This is a genomic window from Pseudomonas sp. JR33AA (assembly GCF_021378985.1).
GTDB classification, from domain to species: domain Bacteria; phylum Pseudomonadota; class Gammaproteobacteria; order Pseudomonadales; family Pseudomonadaceae; genus Aquipseudomonas; species Aquipseudomonas alloputida.
This window is the reverse complement of record NZ_JAJSAW010000002.1, coordinates 164,773-178,818: the sequence shown is the minus strand read 5'-3', so window position 1 is coordinate 178,818 and position 14,046 is coordinate 164,773. Positions and strand designations below refer to the sequence as shown.

The window sequence follows — 14,046 nt, the reverse complement described above, 5'->3', positions numbered from 1 at the left end:
GTGGGGTATTACTGGATCGGTCTCAGAGAGAGGGCGAGCATGCAGGGAAGTCGATAGCCCTGCTGTATGTCTTCCCCGCTCACCACGATGCGCTGGTTCTCGGTATCGACTGCTATCGGATTCTCGACAGTATAGAAACCATATTGCGGCGTAATCGCGCCGAACTGACCGTAGCCATGGGGAGGGACGAAGCGAGTGTCGAGCTGGCCGTCTGATTGGTAGCGCACTGCCATGTTGAAGGTGTAGAAACCACCGTACCCGATGAGCCCCCCTTCGGCTTCTTCAATGTAGGACCACCCGCCGTCGATGCCGAAACGCACTACCTGCCCCTGGTTAAACTCGCGGGCAGGCTCGCCAGCATAGTCCAGCCGGTAGAGGGTCGGTTGGCTGCGATCGTCGTCGATCGAATAGTGCTGGCCGTACGATGTGATGCGTTGGCTGCTGTCTTCCACCGTAAGGCCGGTATTGATGATCCCCTCCTCAGACCAGTGATGACCGGCCTCGCCGAATGTGTCATCGAGACGCCCCGCCAGCGACAGGCAGCTGGTGAGTGAATACCAGCCCGAGTCGTTTTCCATGTAAGTGCAAATCACGATGCGCTGCCCCCCCGCGGTTGGAGAGATGACGGCAATGCCTTCAAGGCTGTGCTGTGAGCCTTCGGGAATCAGGTCGCTCACCGCCAGCAGCCCATTTTCACCGAATTCGGGGGCCCTTCTACCATTGGTGTCCAGGGCGACAAGCACCGCTTTGAAATCCCCTGCTTCGTATCGAGCTGCGGTCGCCACCAACCCTTCCTGGTGGCAGGCCAGTTTGTCTAGCAGAAGATCTGCACCGAACAAGGCGCGGGTATCGATATAGCCCTTTCCTTGACCAAAGCCCAGATCGGGTTCGCCTTTCGCAATCAGCTTCCACAAATGAGTGGTGCTTTCCCCAAAAATCTCCAGCGTTACCAGCAGATTGCCCGACACGTCCTCCACTACCCCAGTGGCGTTCCGGTAGCGGTCCGTGGACAGCGTGGTGAAATCGACCATGCCGCTACCATTGAACGTGGTGTCAAGCTTTCCACTTGCATCCAGGCAGGCAATGAAAACACTGTGTAGCCCATCGGGATCGGTTTGATGCCCCGTCACATAGAACCGGGCCGGCCGCACTTTGCTCCTCAGTACGCTGCTCGTCGACCCCAGGTTGCCGCGGCCGCTTTGGGTGAAGTGGCCATGGCCTTTGTCGCCATAACTGAGATCGAGGGGGGCCACGGGTTGCTGCTCAAGCGCGTGGTGAAAAGGTCGTACTGGCCGGGTTGAAAGGGCGTGCTTCTTGGGTCGGATCATGGCGTTGAGCTCCATTCGGAATTAAACCGCTGAACGCCTATTGAGCGATGCTTCGCCAGGATCGGCTACTGGCAGAAGTGACAGGTGCGTCACTGGCCTGGACATGCATGGACAGGTGTGAGCACGTGGCGGCAGACCTGGATACGCCGCAGGTAGCGATGCGGTAAGCTTGCTGCCATGAACCTCGACACCCGCATCAAATACCGCCATCTGCTGTGTTTCCTGGAGATTGCCCGGCAGGGCAGCCTGGCCAGGGCGGCCGATATCCTGTCGATCAGCCAGCCGGCGATTTCCAAGACCCTCAAGGAGCTTGAGGACCTGCTCGAGGCGCGCCTGTTCGAACGCAGCCGCCAGGGTGTCGAGCTGACCCCGGCCGGTACCCGCTTCATGCGTTACGCTGGGCCCAGTGTGCAGGCGCTGCGCGATGGCGTCAGCAGCCTGCGCGGTGAAGCGCGGGCGCCGTCGCAGGTGCGCATCGGCGTGCTGTCCACGGTCGAAGGCCTGCTCATGCCTGAGGTGCTGTGCCGTCTGCATCAGCGCCATGAAGCGCTGGTGATCAGCGTGGTCACCGGGGTCAGCGCGCAGTTGCTTGGCCAACTTCACCTGGGGGAGCTGGAACTGGTGGTGGGGCGCATGACCGACAGTCCGCAAATCCAGGGGTTGTCGTTCGAGCACCTGTACAGCGAGTCGATGAGCCTGGTGGTGCGCCCGGGTCATCCGCTGCTGGCCAGCACGCCCGTGGAGCGGGGGCAGGTGAGCCGTTACCCGTTGGTGCTGCCACCCGCCGGCACCACCATCCGCCAGCACGCCGACAGCCTGTTCGTGCAATGCGGCATCCAGATGCCGGCGCAGCGCCTGGAAACCCTGTCGCTGGCCCTGAGCCGGCGCTACCTGCTGGGCAGCGATGGGCTGTGGGTGGCGCCGCGTGATGCCGTGCTGCTCGACCTGCGCCGTGGCGAACTGGTCGAGCTTGACCTGGGTGTGCGCGAACCCGGCGGCTCGGTGGGGATTTGCCGCAATGCCGCCTTGCCGTTGAGTTTGCCGGGGCAGTGGGTGGGAGAGGTGCTGCGGGAGGTGGCGGGGGAATATCGAGAGGGTTGGTATCCATGAGGTCTTCGGAGCTGCAGGATCTGGTTTGGCACCTGTGAAAAGCGCCCATCACCCTGAGGGTTACGCCATCAGAACCTGCAGAAATAAAAAACCACAAAAGCCCGGCAAACCCGGCACGAAGGGTCAATACTGGCCAATGGCTGTAACGCTTCGATGAAGAAGCATTCAACGACTGAACTTCCTTACGAAAACCCGCTCCTATGCCGGTAGCCATTGGTCATGGCCGCCTGATAAGCTCGCGGCTTTACCCTGATTGCCCTCATGGCGCATGAACAAGGAAATAGCATGAAACAGCATCGTTTGGCGGCTGCGGTTGCCCTGGTAGGCCTGGTACTGGCTGGCTGCGATCAACAAGCCAGCAGCCCCGAGCTGAAGACTCCGGCGCAGAAAGCCTCCTACGGTATCGGCCTGAACATGGGCAAGAGCCTGGCTCAGGAAGGCATGGAAGACCTTGATTCGAAAGCAGTCGCCCTCGGCATCGAAGACGCTGTTAGCAAGAAAGAACAACGCATCAAGGACGAAGAGCTGGTAGAGGCCTTCACCGCATTGCAGAAACGCGCCGAGGAGCGCCTGGCCAAGGCCAGCGAAGAAGCCGCCTCCGCCGGCAAGAAATTCCTCGAAGAAAACGCCAAGAAGCCGGGCGTGGTTACCACTGCCTCGGGCCTGCAGTACGAAGTGGTCAAGAAGGCCGACGGCCCGCAGCCCAAACCGACTGATGTGGTCACTGTCCACTACGAAGGCAAGCTGATCGATGGCAAGGTGTTCGACAGCTCCGTCGAGCGTGGCAGCCCGATCGACCTGCCGGTCAGCGGTGTGATCCCAGGTTGGGTCGAAGGTTTGCAGCTGATGCACGTCGGCGAGAAGTACAAGTTGTTCATCCCGGCTGAACTGGCCTATGGCGCACAAAGCCCTAGCCCGCTGATTCCGGCCAACTCGGTACTGGTGTTCGACCTGGAGCTGATCGCCATCAAGGACCCGGCCCAGTTGCAAGGCGCCGAGCCGCAAGCCGAAGCCCCTGAAGAAGCACCTGCCAAGTAACATTGGCTGGTTGTCGATAACGCCCCACATTGATGGGGCGTTTTCGTTTGTGCCGATTGGACGAACCTGCAACAGCTGATACTGTCCGAGGAAATGCAGCGTGAAGAAGTAGGATGTTTCTGATGCAAATCGTTTGCGGCACAGGTAGTCATGACGTGAAACGACTGTGTGAAAAACGCCCGATCTGACCGGGCCCCTTGCCTGACAGGCACCTGGGGTCGGAAACGTCGCCCTGTTCACAAGGTTATCCACAATAAATGTGGATAACCTTTTCCTCTCGGAGGCTCCATGAGCGCACCCTGGAATTTTGCCCGTTTCCTGCCGTTGGCCGAGCGCCTGCTCAGCCGCGGTCGTTTGCCGGCCTTGCTGTTCGCGGTGGCGCGCAAAGGCCCGCGCCTTGGCCAACTGCGTGAAGATGTGAAGCTGTTGCAGTCGCTGTGCCTGGCCTGGTGGAGGGGGGAGTACCGCGCCATCAGCCCCAAGGCACTGGTCACTGTCGTGGCTGGCCTGCTGTATTTCGTCAGCCCCATCGATGCCATCCCGGACTGGTTGCTGGGGGTGGGTTTCCTCGATGACATTGCGGTACTGGGCTGGGTGCTGAAAACCGTGGCCGACGAGTTGGCGCGTTTCAAGGCCTGGCGCGATAGCCAGGCACCCGAGCGGCTACGCGTGGTCGAGCGCCTGCCGGCTACCCCACAAGCGCTGCAGCTGGAGCGCAACAGGTGATGAAACCGGCCTGAATCTCACCTGAACTGCACAGACCTCGGAGTTGGTAATATAATTGGCATAAGGGTTATGCCTTCGGATTACATGCTGTAATCCTTCTTAAAGGGGTTTGTAATGGGTATTCAGGTCATCAGCCGGGACGGTCAACCCGAGTACGCCGTCGTTCCCTGGGAGCAATATCAGGCATTGCTCCGTGCTGCAGGGCAGGCGCCTGCCGAGGCGGTTTCCAGTGAGGCACAGGGTGTTGCTGCCAGTGCGCCCCTGCCAGCTTTCAGCGAAGTCGCCCAGATCCGCCAGGCCAAGGGCATCGCCCCAGAGCAACTGGCGCGCAATGTCGGGGTGAGCCCGGCGTATCTGGCCATGATCGAATCGGGTGAACGCCAGCCAGATGCTGCCATTCGCCGCGCCCTGGCCTGGCATCTGGGGGTAGCTGGCTGGAGCGAGCCATCATGAGCCAGGTCAGGATCAGCCGTCAGCACTGGGATAACCTGCTGGGCGAGCTTGACCTGGCCCGTCGACAACGTCACTTGCTGACATACCGAGCGCTGATCGAGCGCTTGCAGTTACCCAGCCCGGCCATGCAGACGCTGACTGCCGCGCTGGAATACCTGGCTGTGCTGGATGCCCGTGCCGAGCAGCCATTGCGCAGTTCGCTGGTGATCAGCCAAGGCGCCAGCCGTTTGCCGCGAACTGGCTTCTTTGAGTGTGTCGAGCGCCTTGGGCGGTTTACCGGGCCGGTCGATGGCATGGAGGCCGCCTCGTGGCATGCCTCTGAGGTGGTTCGAGTGTTCGAGTACAGCTATCCCGAAACGGCCTGAACACGGGGGGGGACACACACGGAGGTTGGACACAGCCCGTCGTAGGCGCGGGTTCACCCGCGAAAGTGCCGGACCTGCTGCCCAATAACCCTGGCCATTCACCGTTGCCGCCGCCACCGTATTCGCGGGTAAACCCGCTCCTACACCAGCTCGGTGGTGGACACACACCGGGGGTTGGACACAGCCCGTCGTAGGAGCGGGTTCACCCGCGAAAGGGCCGGACCTGCTGCCCAATAACCCTGGCCATTCACCGTTGCCGCCGCCACCGTATTCGCGGGTAAACCCGCTCCTACACCAGCTCGGTGGTGGACACACACCGGGGGTTGGACACAGCCCGTCGTAGGAGCGGGTTCACCCGCGAAAGGGCCGGACCTGCTGCCCAATAACCCTGGCCATTCACCGTTGCCGCCGCCACCGTATTCGCGGGTAAACCCGCTCCTACACCAGATCGGTAGTGGACACACACCGGGGGTTGGACACAGCCCGTCGTAGGAGCGGGTTCACCCGCGAAAGTGCCGGCAAAGGCAGCGCATCCCTGTGAATCAACCCATGCCCCCTGCCATCGGCATCCACCACTTCCAATGCCTCCAGGTGCTGGTGACGGTCAAACAGCTCCAGCAGTTGCCCGATCGTGGCATTCAAGCGCACTGTCGGTTGTTCGGTCAGTGGCACCTGCGTCAGTGCTGGTAACAGCCCGCTGTCGCGTACCCCTCGCTCCTGTGGCCGCCCTAGCAAGTAGCCCTGCACCAGGTCCACGCCCATCTCCATCAGCACCGCCAGCTCTTCGGCAAGCTCGATGCCCTCGGCAATTACCTGTGCCTTGGATGCCCGGGCGATCTGCAAGATCGAGCCTACAAACTCGCGCTTGAGCGGGTCACGGTGGATGCCGTCGATGAAGTGCCGGTCGATCTTCACGTATTCAGGGCGCAGCTCCGACCACAGGCGCAGGCTGGAATAGCCCGCGCCCAGATCGTCGAGGGCAATCGAGAAGCCCATGTCGCGATAGTGGTGCAGGGCGTTGGACAGCAGCTGGAAGTCGTCGGTGGGCGTGTGCTCGGTCAATTCGATCACCACCCGGCTGGGCGGCAGGCCAATTTGTTCGAGCAGTTTCAGGGTTTGGCCGGAGGGGTAGTGCGGCTCCAGCAGCGATTCGGGTGAGATGTTGAGAAACAGTTTGCCCTGCAGTTGCTGCTCGCTGAAGCGTCGGCAGGCGCTTTCTCGGCAAGCGGCTTCCAGCTCGGTCAGGCGTCCGGCCTGGCGGGCGATGGTGAACAGGTTGAGCGGCGCATGCAGCGGGCTGTTGGACGGGCCACGGCTCAGCGCCTCATGGCCGAACACCCTGTGTTCACTCAGGCACATGATTGGCTGGAACAGACTGTGAATACGGCGTTGAGCCAGGATGGCACTCAAGGCACTGAGCTGTTCAGCAACGGTCATGATGGATTCCTGAAAAGTAAGGGCCGGGCATCTGCATGCCCGGCCCTCATATTTCACGTCAGCGCGATGACTGTTTGATGACAGGTCGCATTATTCTGCCATCATTCCTGAGGTGCCTTACTTCTTGGCCACCTTGGTGCTGGCACTGAGGTAGTCGATCAGGATGCGACCGCTTTCCGCGAGGTAAGCGTCGTCTTCCGGCTTGGTATTTTCATCCTCGACCGGCAGAGCGTCTTCGTCCTCTTTCTTCAGCTCTTTCAGCGGCTCTTCACCCTTGGCCTTGCGGCGAGTGTTTTCCAGCGCCAGTTGCTTGGCCTCGATGCTGTCGTGGCGTGCACGGCGTTCCTGCTCGTTGAGGCTGACGGTTTTCTCGTTCATCAGCTTCTGGGTCAGGGCCAGGCGGTCGCGGATGTAAGTGAACTCGGCATCCTTTTCGCTGCGCGCCTCATGCTGCGCCTTGAGCTGGGCCAGGAACGGCCTGAACGGATCGGCCGCAGGCTTGACCACCGGACGGATGGTGTCCCACGGCATGGCCTCTGGCAGGGCGCTCTCGCCGATTTCCTTGGTGTCGATGATCGATGGGTAGTCGATGTCCGGCAGCACCCCCTGATGCTGGGTGCTCTGCCCGGAAACCCGGTAGAACTTGGCCAGGGTCAACTTCAGCTCGCCATGGTTGAGCGGCTGGATGGTCTGCACGGTGCCTTTGCCGAAGGTCTGGCCACCGATGATCAGCGCGCGGTGGTAGTCCTGCATGGCACCGGCGAAGATCTCCGATGCCGAGGCCGACAGGCGGTTGACCAGCAGCGCCAGCGGGCCCTTGTAGAAGGCCCCCGGGTTTTCGTCTTCCAGCACGTCGACGCGGCCGTCGCTGTTGCGCACCAGCACAGTCGGGCCTTTCTCGATGAACAGGCTGGTCAGCTCGGTGGCTTCCTGTAGCGAGCCGCCGCCGTTGTTGCGCAGGTCGATGACCACGCCGTCGACTTTCTCTTTCTGCAGTTCGGTGAGCAGTTTCTTCACGTCACGCGTGGTGCTCTTGTACTCCGGGTCGCCCGCGCGGTAGGCCTTGAAGTCCAGGTAGAAGGCCGGGATCTCGATGATGCCCAGCTTGTAGTCACGCCCGTCCTGCTTGAGCTTGAGCACCGACTTCTTCGCCGCCTGTTCTTCAAGTTTCACCGCTTCACGGGTGATGGACACAATCTTGCTGGTCTGGTCGCTAGGCGCATTGCTGGCAGGGATGATTTCCAGGCGCACCACCGAGCCTTTCGGGCCGCGGATCAGCTTGACCACTTCGTCCAGGCGCCAGCCCACCACGTCGACCATTTCCTTGTTGCCCTGGGCCACGCCGATGATCTTGTCAGCCGGGGCGACCTGCTTGGTCTTGGCTGCCGGGCCTGCTGGCACCAGGCGCACGATCTTGACCTGGTCGTTGTCGCTTTGCAGCACTGCACCAATGCCTTCGAGCGACAGGCTCATGTTGATGTCGAAGTTCTCGGCGTTGTCCGGCGACAGGTAGTTGGTGTGTGGGTCGTAGGACTGGGCGAAGGTGTTGATGTAGGCCTGGAAGATGTCCTCGGCACGGGTCTGGTCCAGGCGCGCAAGCTGGTTCTTGTAGCGCTTGATCAGGGTTTCCTGGATCTGTTTGGGTTCCTTGCCGGCGATCTTCTGGCGCAGCACTTCGTCTTTCACGCGTTTGCGCCACAAGTCGTCGAGCTCGGCCTGGTTCTTCATCCACGGCGCGTCCTTGCGATCGATCAGCAAGGTTTCATTGGTGGTGAAGTCAATCTTGTCCACGCCCTTGTTCAGCTCGGCCAAGGCAAAGTCCAGGCGTTGCTTGACGCGGTCGAGGTAGCGTTTGTAGATGGTGAAACCCGGGTCCAGGTTGCCGCTCTTGAGGAAATCGTCGAATTGCGTTTTCCATTTATCGAATTCGGCAATGTCGGCAGCGGTGAAGTAGCTGCGCGCCGGGTCCAGCAACTTGATGTAGCTGTCGTAGATAATGACCGAACGGGCATCGTCCAGGGGTGGCTTGCTGTAGTGGTGGCGCTTGAGCAATTCCACCACGTTGAGGCTGGCGACGATCTCGTCACGGTCGGGCTGCAGGCTGTCCCACTTGTTGGCGGCCGCCGCATTGCCGCCGAGCGTGAGGCTGCCCAGGCCGATCATCACAGCCAGTGCGGTGCTTGGAAGGAAATGCTTCATGCTGATTCGACGTGGAGGCAATTGATCACGCATAGTAGGCCGTCTTTTCCGTTGCCGGTTCCATGGAGCCGGGCAAATACTGCAAAAGGCCTGAGGTAAGCGACCTCAGGCCCAGTCATGATTCAACTATGGAGGCACTGTGAAGGCATTGCAAGGCGTTGACGGACATGTGGAGTGGGTCGAGGCCGAACGCCCGACCTGTGACGCGGGCCAAGTGCGCATTCGCGTGGCCGCTGCGGGGCTGAACCGCGCCGACCTGCTGCAGATGAAAGGTTTGTACCCGCCACCCCCAGGTGCCAGCCCATACATGGGGCTGGAGTGTTCCGGGGTGGTTGAAGAGGTGGGGGCTGGTGCCGCCTGGCGCGTGGGTGACCGCGTTTGCGCCCTGCTGGCCAGCGGCGCCATGGCCGAGGAAGTGGTGGTCGACGCCCGTCATGTACTGCCGGTGCCCGAGGGCCTTGGCCTGCATGAAGCGGCAGCATTGCCGGAGGTGTATGCCACCGCCTGGCTGAACATTTTCCAGCTCGGTGCAGTAAAGGCTGGCGAGAAGGTGCTGGTGCACGCTGGTGCCAGTGGCGTCGGCTCGGCCGCCATTCAGCTGTGCAAGGCGTTCGGCAGCCCGGTGTGGGTCAGCGTCGGTTCGCAGGATCGTCTGGCCTACTGCCAGGCGCTGGGCGCTGCGGGTGGTGTGGTTCGTAACGAGAACCTGGACGAGCTGGAAGGTTTCGGCCCGTTCGATGTGATTCTCGACCCCGTGGGCGCCAGCTACGGTGAGCTGAACCTCAAGCTGTTGGCCCGCGACGGGCGCTGGGTGATCATTGGCCTGATGGGCGGACGCAAGTTTGAGCTGGACCTGGCCCAAGTGCTGGGCAAGCGGCTGGAAATTACCGGTTCCACCCTGCGCAACCGTGATGACAGCTTCAAGGCCGATCTGCTGCGCGAACTGCAGCAGCACGTATGGCCGCTGTTTGCCGAGGGGCGGTTGTCGCCGCAGCTGGTCGATACCTATCCGGTGGAGTTTGCCCAGGCGGCGTATGCCGAGCTGGAGACCAACCAGGTCTCGGGCAAGCTTGTGATGGTGATCGACCCCAGCCTGGCGTAAGCGGGGCTGCCTTCTTCGCGGGTAAACCCGCTCCTACGTTCGATCGTCACCATTTTGAGCACTGTGCGATGTAGGAGCGGGTTTACCCGCGAAGAGGCCGGCACAGCCCACAAAGAGCTTCAGCTCCAGCTCAGAATCGGCCACCCATTGATCTCGGCATGCTCGCGCAACACCGCATCCGGGTTCACCACATGCGGGTGATCCACTTTCAACAACAACGGCAAGTCATTCCTCGAATCGGAATAGAAACTCGCGCCTTCCAGGTTTTCCTGCTCCTGATCCAGCCACTCCAGCAACCGGGTGATCTTGCCCTCACGATAGGTCAGCACCCCGTGGGTCTTGCCGGTGTACACCCCGTTCACAGCCTCCAGCTCGATGGCCAGGTACTCATCCACGCCCAGTCTCGCGGCAATCGGCCCGACCAGGTGTGTACCCGAAGCGGAAATGATCAGGATGCGATCCCCCCGCTTGCGGTGCTCGGCAATGCATCGGCAGGCGTCGCCGTAGATGATCGGTTCGATCACTTCTTCGACCCACGGTGCCACCAGGTGCTTGACTTCTTCCAGGGTACGCCCGGCAATCGGCTCCAGGCTGAAGGCCATGTAGTCCTCCATCTGCAGGTGGCCCCTGCCGTAGGCTTCCATCAGTTCATGGTCGCGGCGCAGGAAATCCTTGCCGTCGACCCAGCCCAGCCGGGCCATCTGCTCGCTCCACAGTGATGCGCAGTCGCCGTGGATCAGGGTTTCATCCAAATCGAAAATTGCCAGTGCCATTGTGTTGAGTCTCCTTAAGCCACTTCCCGCAGCGCGGTGGGGTCGATCGACACGCTCACCCGTTTTCCGTCCGCATGCAAGTCGGCCGGCGAGCGGTTGAGCACATCGACCACCAGCTCCACTTCGCGCACCCGCACCCGGTAGCGGATCACGTTGCCCAGCAGGCTGTGGCTGCGCACCTCGGCGTCCAGCTCGCCGTGCACGCCAAGGGTGATCGACTCTGGGCGGATCGCCAGGCGGCTGGCTACCGGGCGCTGCAGCAGGCGGCTGGCACTGTCGGCGTCGAGCAGGTTGTAGTTGCCGATGAAGCCCGCGGCAAACAGGTCCACGGGGGCGGTGTAGAGGGTTTCGGCATCGCCGCTCTGGACGATGCGCCCCTGGTTCATCAGGAAGATGCGGTCGGACATGGTCAACGCTTCCTCCTGATCGTGAGTGACGAAGATGGTGGTCAGCCCCAGCTCGCGCTGGATGGCGCGAATCTGCTCGCGCAGGTGCTTGCGGATACGCGCATCCAGCGCCGACAACGGTTCGTCGAGCAGTAGCAGGCGCGGGCGGGTGACCAGTGAACGTGCCAGGGCCACGCGCTGGCACTGGCCGCCGGAAAGCTGATGCGGGTAGCGCCCGGCGAACTTGCCCAGCTCCACCAGCTCCAGCACCTCGTGTACCCGCAGTTGGCTTTCGTCGGCCTTGACCTTCTGCATGCGCAGGCCGAAGGCGACATTCTGCTCCACGGTCATGTTAGGGAATAGCGCGTAGCTCTGGAACACCATGCCGATGCCACGCTTTTGCGGGCTTAGCGGCACGATGTCCTGGCCGTCGAGCAGTATCTGCCCGCTGTCCACCGAGGTCAGCCCGGCAATGCAGCGCAGCAGGGTGGACTTGCCGCAGCCGGACGGGCCGAGCAGGGTGACGAATTCGCCGCGTTCGATGTGGCAGTCGATGTGTTCGAACACCGGGCTGCCGGCGTAGCTTTTCTGCAGTTTCTGTACGCTGACGAAGCTCATGTCAGGTCTTGTCCTTGTTCAGGCGGTTGGCGACCCAGGTCAGTACCAGCACGAAGGCGAAGTAGGAGATCACCAGCGCGCTGTTGAAGTGGCCGCTGCTGTTGCGCATGTTGTTCAGGTACACCTGCAGGGTCTCGTAGCGGGTGCCCACCAGCAGGTTGGCAAACACGAACTCGCCAAACAGGAACGAGAACGACAGCAGCAATGCCACCATCAGGCCCTGGCGCAGGTTCGGCAGCACCACCAGCAGTGCGGCCTGCCAGGTGCTGGCGCCGAGCAGTTGCGCGGCGTCCATCAGGTCGCGCAGGTTGATGGCCTGCAGGTTGTTGGTGATGGCCCGGTACATGAACGGCAGGGCGATGGTGAAGTAGCAGCCGATCAGGATCCATGGTGTGCCGACCATGGCCATCGGCCCGCTGCCATACAGCTGCAGCAGCCCCACCGACGAAACCACCGGTGGGACCGCGAATGGCAGCAGGATGAGGATGTTCATCAGCGCGTCGAGCCGCGGGAAGTGGTAATGCACCACAAACAGCAGTGGCAAGATCAGCACCACCGACAGCAGCAGTGCGCCTACGCACACCACCAGCGACTGGCCGAACGCGGCGAGGAAACGCGGCTCGCTCCACAGCGCCGCATACCACTTCAGGGTCAGGCCACTGGGCAGCAGGCTCGCCGACCAGCTGGTGGCCAGCGAGTAGAGGAGGGTGCCGGCCAGGGGCAGCAGCAGGATCAGGAACAGCAGGTAGACCACAAGGCGGTGGTACCAGCCGCCGGAACGGAGGTCAGCGCGCATGGTAGCTCCTTTTCAGTAGCCATTGATGCACCACCGTGACCAGCGTCATCAGCCCCACCAGCACCATCGCCAGGGCGCTGGCCAGGTTCGGATCGAGGCTGATGTCGCCCGCCACCAGGCCGGCGATGCGGATCGGCAGTACGTTGAAGTTGCCGGTGGTCAGGGCGTACACGGTGGCGTAGGCGCCGAGGGCATTGGCCAGCAGAATGACGAAGGTGCCCAGCAGTGCCGGGGCCAGCACCGGCACGCCGATGTGTCGCCAGTACTGCCAGTGCTTGGCCCCCAGCAACGCGGCTGACTCGCGCCAGTCTTCGCGCAGGGCGTCGAAGGCGGGGTACAGCAGCAATACGCCCAGCGGGATCTGGAAGTAGGTGTACACCAGGATCAACCCGCTTTTGGAATAGATGCTGAAGTCTTCCAGCAGGCCGACCTGCTTCAGCAGCAGGGTCAGCGCGCCGTTGAAGCCAAGCAGGATGATGAAGGCAAAGGCCAGCGGTACGCCGGCAAAGTTGCTGGTCATGTTGGCGAAGGCGCTGACGAAGTCGCGTAGCTTCGAGTCCACCTGGCGCAGCGAATAGGCGCCAAGGGTCGCGATGATGATGCCGAACACGCTCGACCAGAAGCTGATTTCCAGGCTGCGTTGCAACGCTTGCAGGTAGAACTTGGAGGCGAACACCCTGCTGAAGTTGTCGATGCCCCAGCCGGCCTCCGATTGCAGGCTGTTGATCGCCACCCAGGCCAGCGGTGCGACCTGGAAAATGACGAAGAACACGGCGAACGGCAGCAGACAGAGCAGGGCCAGGTAGCGGCCACGGTTCACTTGAGCAACTCCCGGCACACCGTCTTGTCGTGGGCCGCGCCCAGCAGTTCGCAGATGGTCCCGCACAGCTCGGTCTGCAGTGGCTTGGCTGCCGGGTCGAGGCTGAAGGCGTCGCCAAACACGAACAGCGGCACTTCACGCTCTTCAGCCAGCAGGCCGTTGTGCGAGCGGTCGTTGTTCATGCCATGGTCGGCGGTCACCAGCACCTGGTAGCCCTCTTCGAGCCAACCCGGCAGGTAGTCAGCCAGCAGGATATCGACGCTGCGCGCGGCGTTGCGGTACTGGCTGCTGTCCAGGCCGTGGCGGTGACCGACGTCGTCAACGCTCATCGGGTGCACCAGCAGGAAGTTGGGCGCGTGACGGCGGCGCAGGTACTCGCCATCGGCCAGCAGGTGCGAATCGGGGTAACGGTCGTCCCAGTAGAACAGCCCATGCTGGATCGGCAGCTTGGGCGCGTGGGTATGGCGGTCGCGCTGCGGGTCGAAGGGCGAGCGGTTGTACAGTTCGCTCATCCAGTGATAGGCCGCTGCTGCAGTGCCCAGGTTGGCCTCGCGCGCGTAGTGGAACACGCTGCGCTGGTTGGACAGGCGGTTGATGTTGTTGTGCACGATGCCGCTGTCGATCGGCGGCACGCCGGTGAGGATGCATTCGTACAGCGGCCGCGACAGCGATGGCAGCTCGCATTCCACGCGGTACAGCGCGGCGCGGTCCGCTTCGACATACGCGTGCAGGTGGCCCATCGCATGGTGGGCGACCTGGTAGTTGAGGCCGTCGAGCAGCACCAGGATGACGTTGTGTTGCATGTTTTCTCCAGTCATGAACCCATGAACCGCGTTGGCATCTTCGCGGGTAGACCCGCTCCTGCATTCACCGCCGTAGGAGCGGGTTTACCCGC

General features: G+C 62.0%; 14 protein-coding genes. 6 read left to right on the top strand and 8 right to left on the bottom strand.

Going from position 1 to position 14,046, the window contains the following annotated elements:
- Positions 1 to 8 precede the first annotated feature (8 nt).
- Complete coding sequence (locus LVS58_RS04100; protein ID WP_233689993.1) at positions 9 to 1,328, bottom strand: hypothetical protein; 1,320 nt, start codon at positions 1,326 to 1,328, stop codon at positions 9 to 11.
- A 177-nt stretch (positions 1,329 to 1,505) separates the two neighbouring features.
- Between LVS58_RS04100 and pcaQ the strand changes: the two genes are divergently transcribed.
- From pcaQ to LVS58_RS04075, 5 genes are all read left to right on the top strand, one after another.
- Positions 1,506 to 2,438, top strand: coding sequence for a pca operon transcription factor PcaQ (gene pcaQ / locus LVS58_RS04095; protein ID WP_233689992.1), 933 nt, complete (start codon positions 1,506 to 1,508; stop codon positions 2,436 to 2,438).
- Between the two features lie 285 nt (positions 2,439 to 2,723).
- Positions 2,724 to 3,476, top strand: coding sequence for an FKBP-type peptidyl-prolyl cis-trans isomerase (locus LVS58_RS04090; protein ID WP_010952765.1), 753 nt, complete (start codon positions 2,724 to 2,726; stop codon positions 3,474 to 3,476).
- A gap of 288 nt (positions 3,477 to 3,764) precedes the next feature.
- The gene (locus LVS58_RS04085; protein WP_233689991.1) at positions 3,765 to 4,202 is read left to right on the top strand and encodes a YkvA family protein; all 438 of its coding nucleotides are present in this window, start codon (positions 3,765 to 3,767) and stop codon (positions 4,200 to 4,202) included.
- 114 nt (positions 4,203 to 4,316) lie between these two features.
- Positions 4,317 to 4,655 (top strand): helix-turn-helix domain-containing protein, encoded by a 339-nt coding sequence (locus tag LVS58_RS04080; protein WP_003252538.1) that lies wholly within the window; start codon positions 4,317 to 4,319, stop codon positions 4,653 to 4,655.
- Entirely contained in the window at positions 4,652 to 5,020 is a 369-nt protein-coding gene (locus LVS58_RS04075; RefSeq protein WP_003252539.1) for a hypothetical protein, read from the top strand. Before LVS58_RS04080 ends, LVS58_RS04075 begins: the two co-directional genes overlap by 4 nt.
- 438 nt (positions 5,021 to 5,458) lie before the next feature.
- Here LVS58_RS04075 and LVS58_RS04070 read toward each other — a convergent pair whose 3' ends face one another.
- Together LVS58_RS04070 and LVS58_RS04065 are read right to left on the bottom strand one after the other, a co-directional pair.
- Positions 5,459 to 6,457, bottom strand: a complete 999-nt coding sequence (locus LVS58_RS04070) for an EAL domain-containing protein (RefSeq protein ID WP_233689990.1) — start codon at positions 6,455 to 6,457, stop codon at positions 5,459 to 5,461.
- Between the two features lie 117 nt (positions 6,458 to 6,574).
- The gene (locus LVS58_RS04065) at positions 6,575 to 8,656 is read right to left on the bottom strand and encodes a carboxy terminal-processing peptidase (RefSeq protein ID WP_233689989.1); all 2,082 of its coding nucleotides are present in this window, start codon (positions 8,654 to 8,656) and stop codon (positions 6,575 to 6,577) included.
- A 139-nt stretch (positions 8,657 to 8,795) separates the two neighbouring features.
- Here LVS58_RS04065 and LVS58_RS04060 point away from each other — a divergent pair, with 139 nt between their 5' ends.
- Positions 8,796 to 9,758 (top strand): NAD(P)H-quinone oxidoreductase, encoded by a 963-nt coding sequence (locus LVS58_RS04060; RefSeq protein WP_233689988.1) that lies wholly within the window; start codon positions 8,796 to 8,798, stop codon positions 9,756 to 9,758.
- Between the two features lie 119 nt (positions 9,759 to 9,877).
- Here the strand turns inward: LVS58_RS04060 and LVS58_RS04055 are convergent, their stop codons facing one another.
- The 5 genes from LVS58_RS04055 to LVS58_RS04035 are packed head-to-tail and all read right to left on the bottom strand — an operon-like array spanning position 9,878 to position 13,954.
- The gene (locus LVS58_RS04055) at positions 9,878 to 10,531 is read right to left on the bottom strand and encodes an HAD family hydrolase (RefSeq protein WP_233689987.1); all 654 of its coding nucleotides are present in this window, start codon (positions 10,529 to 10,531) and stop codon (positions 9,878 to 9,880) included.
- A 14-nt stretch (positions 10,532 to 10,545) separates the two neighbouring features.
- Complete coding sequence (locus LVS58_RS04050; protein WP_233689986.1) at positions 10,546 to 11,535, bottom strand: ABC transporter ATP-binding protein; 990 nt, start codon at positions 11,533 to 11,535, stop codon at positions 10,546 to 10,548.
- A gap of 1 nt (position 11,536) precedes the next feature.
- On the bottom strand, positions 11,537 to 12,331 hold the full coding sequence (locus LVS58_RS04045; protein WP_233689985.1) for an ABC transporter permease: 795 nt from the start codon (positions 12,329 to 12,331) through the stop codon (positions 11,537 to 11,539).
- Positions 12,321 to 13,151 carry an ABC transporter permease gene (locus LVS58_RS04040; RefSeq protein ID WP_233689984.1) on the bottom strand — a complete coding sequence of 277 codons (831 nt, stop codon included), beginning with the start codon at positions 13,149 to 13,151 and terminating at the stop codon, positions 12,321 to 12,323. The genes LVS58_RS04045 and LVS58_RS04040 overlap by 11 nt, the downstream gene beginning before the upstream one ends.
- On the bottom strand, positions 13,148 to 13,954 hold the full coding sequence (locus tag LVS58_RS04035; protein ID WP_003252558.1) for an alkaline phosphatase family protein: 807 nt from the start codon (positions 13,952 to 13,954) through the stop codon (positions 13,148 to 13,150). Before LVS58_RS04035 ends, LVS58_RS04040 begins: the two co-directional genes overlap by 4 nt.
- Positions 13,955 to 14,046: the final 92 nt, after the last annotated feature.

What these genes read in the sequence shown, in the direction of transcription:
- LVS58_RS04075 (WP_003252539.1), top strand. Translation starts at nt 4,652, where the DNA reads ATGAGCCAGGTCAGGATCAGCCGTCAGCACTGGGATAACCTGCTGGGC.
- LVS58_RS04070 (WP_233689990.1), bottom strand. Translation starts at nt 6,457, where the DNA reads ATGACCGTTGCTGAACAGCTCAGTGCCTTGAGTGCCATCCTGGCTCAA.
- LVS58_RS04100 (WP_233689993.1), bottom strand. Translation starts at nt 1,328, where the DNA reads ATGATCCGACCCAAGAAGCACGCCCTTTCAACCCGGCCAGTACGACCT.
- pcaQ (WP_233689992.1), top strand. Translation starts at nt 1,506, where the DNA reads ATGAACCTCGACACCCGCATCAAATACCGCCATCTGCTGTGTTTCCTG.
- LVS58_RS04085 (WP_233689991.1), top strand. Translation starts at nt 3,765, where the DNA reads ATGAGCGCACCCTGGAATTTTGCCCGTTTCCTGCCGTTGGCCGAGCGC.
- LVS58_RS04090 (WP_010952765.1), top strand. Translation starts at nt 2,724, where the DNA reads ATGAAACAGCATCGTTTGGCGGCTGCGGTTGCCCTGGTAGGCCTGGTA.
- LVS58_RS04045 (WP_233689985.1), bottom strand. Translation starts at nt 12,331, where the DNA reads ATGCGCGCTGACCTCCGTTCCGGCGGCTGGTACCACCGCCTTGTGGTC.
- LVS58_RS04050 (WP_233689986.1), bottom strand. Translation starts at nt 11,535, where the DNA reads ATGAGCTTCGTCAGCGTACAGAAACTGCAGAAAAGCTACGCCGGCAGC.
- LVS58_RS04065 (WP_233689989.1), bottom strand. Translation starts at nt 8,656, where the DNA reads ATGAAGCATTTCCTTCCAAGCACCGCACTGGCTGTGATGATCGGCCTG.
- LVS58_RS04055 (WP_233689987.1), bottom strand. Translation starts at nt 10,531, where the DNA reads ATGGCACTGGCAATTTTCGATTTGGATGAAACCCTGATCCACGGCGAC.
- LVS58_RS04035 (WP_003252558.1), bottom strand. Translation starts at nt 13,954, where the DNA reads ATGCAACACAACGTCATCCTGGTGCTGCTCGACGGCCTCAACTACCAG.
- LVS58_RS04080 (WP_003252538.1), top strand. Translation starts at nt 4,317, where the DNA reads ATGGGTATTCAGGTCATCAGCCGGGACGGTCAACCCGAGTACGCCGTC.